Source organism: Erwinia sp. S38 (genome assembly GCF_016624545.1).
GTDB classification, from domain to species: domain Bacteria; phylum Pseudomonadota; class Gammaproteobacteria; order Enterobacterales; family Enterobacteriaceae; genus Erwinia; species Erwinia coffeiphila.
The window spans coordinates 1-5391 of record NZ_JACVTS010000052.1; the positions used below are offsets into that span (position 1 = coordinate 1).

At 52.2% G+C, this 5391-nt stretch carries 5 protein-coding genes and 2 tRNA genes; 3 read left to right on the plus strand and 4 right to left on the minus strand.

What is annotated here, in order from left to right; genetic code table 11:
• Positions 1-3: 3 nt before the first annotated feature.
• A tRNA-Ala gene (locus IBT46_RS26815) sits at positions 4-79 on the minus strand.
• 48 nt (positions 80-127) lie between these two features.
• Positions 128-203 (minus strand) — tRNA-Ala (locus IBT46_RS26820).
• Between the two features lie 408 nt (positions 204-611).
• Here IBT46_RS26820 and IBT46_RS26825 point away from each other — a divergent pair.
• The gene (locus tag IBT46_RS26825; protein WP_200548105.1) at positions 612-1400 is read left to right on the plus strand and encodes a formate/nitrite transporter family protein; all 789 of its coding nucleotides are present in this window, start codon (positions 612-614) and stop codon (positions 1398-1400) included.
• A gap of 157 nt (positions 1401-1557) precedes the next feature.
• Entirely contained in the window at positions 1558-1911 is a 354-nt protein-coding gene (locus IBT46_RS26830) for a YfeC-like transcriptional regulator (protein ID WP_200548106.1), read from the plus strand.
• A gap of 199 nt (positions 1912-2110) precedes the next feature.
• Here IBT46_RS26830 and IBT46_RS26835 read toward each other — a convergent pair whose 3' ends face one another.
• Positions 2111-3010 (minus strand): NAD(P)/FAD-dependent oxidoreductase, encoded by a 900-nt coding sequence (locus IBT46_RS26835; RefSeq protein ID WP_200548107.1) that lies wholly within the window; start codon positions 3008-3010, stop codon positions 2111-2113.
• Between the two features lie 139 nt (positions 3011-3149).
• Here IBT46_RS26835 and IBT46_RS26840 point away from each other — a divergent pair, with 139 nt between their 5' ends.
• The gene (locus tag IBT46_RS26840) at positions 3150-3623 is read left to right on the plus strand and encodes an Rrf2 family transcriptional regulator (RefSeq protein ID WP_200548108.1); all 474 of its coding nucleotides are present in this window, start codon (positions 3150-3152) and stop codon (positions 3621-3623) included.
• Between the two features lie 32 nt (positions 3624-3655).
• Here the strand turns inward: IBT46_RS26840 and gltX are convergent, their stop codons facing one another.
• A complete protein-coding gene (gene gltX, locus IBT46_RS26845; protein WP_105593317.1) occupies positions 3656-5065 on the minus strand; it encodes a glutamate--tRNA ligase in 1410 nt (469 codons plus the stop codon).
• Positions 5066-5391: the final 326 nt, after the last annotated feature.

Genomic DNA, 5391 nt, shown 5'->3' on the forward strand with positions numbered 1-5391 from the left:
ATTTGGTGGAGATAAGCGGGATCGAACCGCTGACCTCTTGCATGCCATGCAAGCGCTCTCCCAGCTGAGCTATACCCCCACTACTAAACTCTGTTTTTCGGTGCCACCTGAATCTTCTGGTAAGATTTGGTGGAGATAAGCGGGATCGAACCGCTGACCTCTTGCATGCCATGCAAGCGCTCTCCCAGCTGAGCTATACCCCCAGTCCGAAAAACCGTGTCGTGTTGACGGCGGGGATGATATGAAACAGCGCGGTTGGTGTCAACGGCAAATTAACAATCTGAGATCGATCGCTGAAAAAGACGCCAAAGCGATGATAAAAGCCTTAATTTTCCGTTTAGCACCCTCACCGCACCTGACTCATTACGACAGGTTATTATCACCACGATCGACCTTCCGCCCGTAACACCCTAAGATTTCCCCTGGTTCAGCCACTTATCTTTCGCTGTTAATTATTGGTAATTTTTATAAGTAAAGTTGCTTGTTTTTGTTAACTGAGCGTGCAAAACTTGCGCCCGAATTTGGATGCCGGGCCTTCTCTGCGCTGGATGCGCGCGTTTCAGCACGCGACGGAATCCGGCAGTTTATTATCACTATAAATCAGAGCCCCCATGTCTTTGCACACACCAAAAGAAATTGCTGCTCTTGCCGTTCAGGCAGGCGTGGTTAAAAGCCGTTCATCCGTCTCCTCGTTATTAATTCTGGGTTTCATGGCCGGTGCCTTTATCGCCTTCGGCTTCCTGCTCTATATTCACGTCATTAACCAACTGCCTGCCGACTGGGGTTCCTTCGGGGTGCTGCTTGGCGCTGCAGTCTTCCCTGTGGGCATTATTATGACCATTCTGGCTGGCGGTGAGCTACTAACCGGAAACATGATGCTGTTACCTGTTGCCTGGTTTGCCCGCAAAATTAGCGCATTAAGCCTGCTGCGTAACTGGTTCTGGGTCACTATCGGTAATTTTATCGGTAGCGTGGCGATTGCCTGGCTGTTTGGCCATATGATCGGCATGACCGAAGGCGATTACCTGAAGAAGACCGTAGCGATTGCCAGTGCGAAGGTTAATGCCGACTTTATGCACGCGTTTATTTCAGGTATTGGCTGCAACTGGCTGGTTTGCCTGGCAACCTGGCTGGCTTTTGCCAGTAAAGATGTGGTCGGTAAAATCTTCGGCATGTGGTTTCCGGTTATGGCCTTTGTGGCCATCGGCTTCCAGCACGTCGTAGCCAATATGTTTATCGTTCCTGCCGCAATTTTTGCCGGTTACCTGAGCTGGGCCGAATATCTGCCAAACTTTGTTGCCGTGTTCCTCGGTAATACCGTTGGTGGCGCGGTGTTTGTCGGGCTGGCATATTACATCGCCTACCGTCCCCGCACCGAAGAAGTGGCTGTTTCCCGCTAATTTATCTTCCCCCGCGCGCCCGCAGCGGGGGAAATTTCCTATTGTCCCACTAATTTTTCCCCTCATTTCATTAAAGGTTAGTAATTTGTATTAGTTGTTCAAGTGATGAATTGTTGTAATATGTTCAATTACTTTGTTCGGCTAAAAGGGATAGATAGTGAAAAAGGATTGGTTAACGCCGGAAGAACTGGCACAGCAAACAGGTTTCAGCAGACAAACCATCAATAAATGGGTTAAGAAAGAGGGTTGGACAACCGCCCCAAAACCCGGAGTTCAGGGTGGAAAAGCCAGAATGATTTTTATTGATGACCAGGTAAAATCATTCCTTAAATCAACGCGTCACGCAACTGAACCCACAGCGCATTACCGCGTTAACCAGAGTTCTCTTTCGGCTTTACTGGTTTCATCGCTGCAACAGCTGAGCACCGATGAACAGGAAAAGTTGATGGCATTACTGCTGCGCGAAGGAATTCAGGGGATATTGCAAAGGTTAGGAATTCGTAACGTTTAACCAACCCGTTCTGCGACCAAACCGCTTCATGTGATTCGGTTAATTAACGCAGTAACTGGAGTAATTAAGGGGCTCATGATTTTCATGGGCCCTTTTTAATGGAGTGATTAGCGATAACCTGAACAGAAATACCACCCGGGCACAGTTTATCTGATTCAGCCTGGTTGGGTGACGGTGGAACTTTTCAACATTTTCCTGGCTAACGCGCGTGCCGATAAATGAGCGAATGATGAACGGCACTACCCGTGCGTGCGCCCTCCCCGACGGCAATAGCGACTGTCCCTGCAGCTAACGATGCATCACCGCAGGCAAACACGCCGGAAACGCTGGTTTCACGCATGGCATCAACCTTGATAAACGGCCCCGTCGGCCCCTCCTCAAATTCGCATCCTAATGCAGCAGCTATCGGACTGGCCATGCGGGTTCGCGGCTGGGTAAAGACCCCCGCCAGTTTACACACCCGCCCGTCGGCGAGCGTTACGTTAATTTGCGTATCGCCTCCCATCGCGATCACGGCCTCACGCTCCAGTAAGACACCGCGTGCTGCAAGCCCGGCAAGCTGCTCTGAATCAGGTTCGAATACCTGATTTAAAAAGAAGGTCGTTGGTCCCCAGTCGGGCAACATCATGGCATGATGAATAGCGCCGGGAGAAGCCGCCAGCACGCCGATTGGACCACCGTTCAGCTCATAGCCATGGCAGTAGGGGCAGTGAAAAACCTGTTTTCCCCAGCGTTCCTGCAGCCCCGGAATGCCGGGAAGTTCATCCACCACGCCAGTCGCCAGAATCAGCCGCAGGCCATGAAAACTTCGCCCGTCCTGGGTGCTGACAATAAAACCACCCGCCTCTTTTTTCACCTCGATCGCTGACTGCGCAAGCCATTCAACGCTGGGATAGGCCATTAGCTGCCTGCGCGCTTCATCGGCAATCTGGCCCGGCTCGCGGCCATCCTGCCCTAGAAATCCATGGGAATGTCCGGCAAATCGATTACGGCGCAGGCCGGCATCAATCATCAGGATCTTACGGCGTGCACGTGCCAGCTGCAGACCCGCAGAAAGGCCAGCATAGCTGCCGCCAATAACGATCGCTTCAAAAGTCATAAGGTATCTCCTGTCTGGTTGACTCATCCGAATCAATATCGTCACAACATAAGTTACGTGATATCGCACTGTCAATCATCTCGTAACTTTTATTGTTTCATGTAATAATTCGTACAACTTTGCTCAGGATCGTACCGTTATGAGAAACGACACACGTCTGTCACGCATGCTTCACGTACTCATCCATATTGCACGCCATGAAACGGCCACCACTTCCGATACCATCGCGCAAATGCTGAATACCAACCCGGTAGTCGTACGGCGGACCATGGCCCTGCTGCGGGAACAAGGATTTGTACGCTCAGAAAAAGGTCATCGTGGGGGATGGATGCTGGCTAAGCCGCTGGCGGAGATCACCCTGCTGGATATTCACCAGGCTTTGGGATCGTCAACGATCTTTGCCATTGGATTATCCACCGATCATGCGGAATGCCTGGTTGAACAGGCCGTTAACGCGGCGCTTAGCGAGGCGTTTGATGCCGCTCAGGCGCTCCTGCTTGAACGTCTGGGAAGCGTAACGCTGGAACAGCTGGCGGAGGATTTTGAGCAACGTTTTGCAGGAGCTGAAAAAAATGCCGACCACCTGAGTGGCCGGCATTGTTTGAAGAGCTAAGTTATCTGGATAAAATCAGGAACAGGCTAAAATCAGCCTTCACGGGTGGCGATAAACGCCAGCGCTTTCTCAATACGCGCAATGCTGCGTGATTTGCCGATAGCCTGCACGGTGACGTCAAGGCCCGGCGACTGGCCAGCACCGGTTACCGCAACGCGCAGCGGCATACCGACTTTACCCATGCCGACTTCCAGCTCGTCCGCCGTCGCCTGAATGGCATGATGAACGTTTTCTGCCGTCCAGTCGGCAACCGCGGCCAGCTTATCACGCACTACTTCCAGCGGCTGACGCGCCACCGGACGTAGATGCTTCTTCGCCGCATCGGCATCGAAATCATCGAAGTCTTCGTAGAAGTAACGGCAGGATGCCGCCATCTCCTTCAGTGTTTTACAACGCTCGCCCAGCAGTGTCACCAGCTGAGACAGCTGCGGTCCGGTGCGGGTATCAATATTTTCTTGCTCGATGTGCCACTGCAGGTGAGTCGCCACATATTCCGGCGCAAGGGTGTTGATGTAGTGATGATTCAGCCACTGCAGCTTCTCGGTGTTGAACGCACTGGCGGATTTGCTGACCGCATCCAGATCGAACAGCTTTTTCATCTCATCGACGGAGAAAATCTCCTGATCACCATGGGACCAGCCCAGACGCACCAGATAGTTCAGCAGCGCCTCCGGCAGGTAGCCGTCATCGCGATACTGCATTACGCCGACCGCACCGTGACGTTTGGACAGCTTTTTGCCATCGTCGCCGAGGATCATCGAAACGTGGGCGTAAACCGGCACCTGAGCACCGATCGCTTTCAGAATGTTGATCTGACGCGGGGTGTTGTTGATATGGTCTTCACCACGAATCACGTGGGTAATGCCCATATCCCAGTCATCGATAACCACGCAGAAATTGTAGGTCGGCGAACCGTCGGTGCGGCGAATAATCAGATCGTCCAGTTCCTGATTGCTGAACTCAATCGGGCCGCGGATCTGGTCGTCAAAAATAACCGAACCTTCCTGCGGGTTGCGGAAGCGAACTACGCAAGGCTCATCGTCAGCGTGATGCTCATGGCTATCGCGGCAGCGGCCGTCATAACGCGGCTTCTCACCGTTCGCCATTTGCTGCTCACGCAGCGCTTCCAGACGCTCTTTAGAGCAGTAACATTTGTACGCGGTGCCGGCTTCCAGCATTTGATCGATAACATCGTTATAGCGATCGAAACGCTTGGTCTGATAGTACGGGCCCTCATCCCAGTCGAGATTCAGCCAGTTCATACCATCCATAATGGCATCGATCGCCTGCTGGGTTGACCGCTCCAGATCGGTATCTTCGATGCGCAGCACAAACTCACCGCCGTGATTACGGGCAAACAACCAGGAGTAAAGTGCAGTACGAGCGCCGCCAACGTGCAGATAGCCAGTTGGGCTGGGAGCGAAGCGGGTTTTGATTTTCATTAATGAATGCCTTATTACGCGGATGCTTTGGCCAGAGTCAGGGCAAATTATGCCAGTCTGATTTTCGTGGCAGATATTCTATCACTCGCAGACGAATCCTCAACGCCAATCCCCACTTCTGCCCCGGTCATCACGGTGATTTTCTTCGGCAAGCCTCTGTTTTTGCCTGAAATGAGAACATCCTGACTATTTTTAAGGCGAACTCACATTTTAATTAGAAAAAGCGTTGACTCATTTCGGCGTATCCCTATAATGCGACTCCACACAGCGGGGGTGATTAGCTCAGTTGGTAGAGCATCTCCTTTACACGGAGGGGGTCGGCGGTT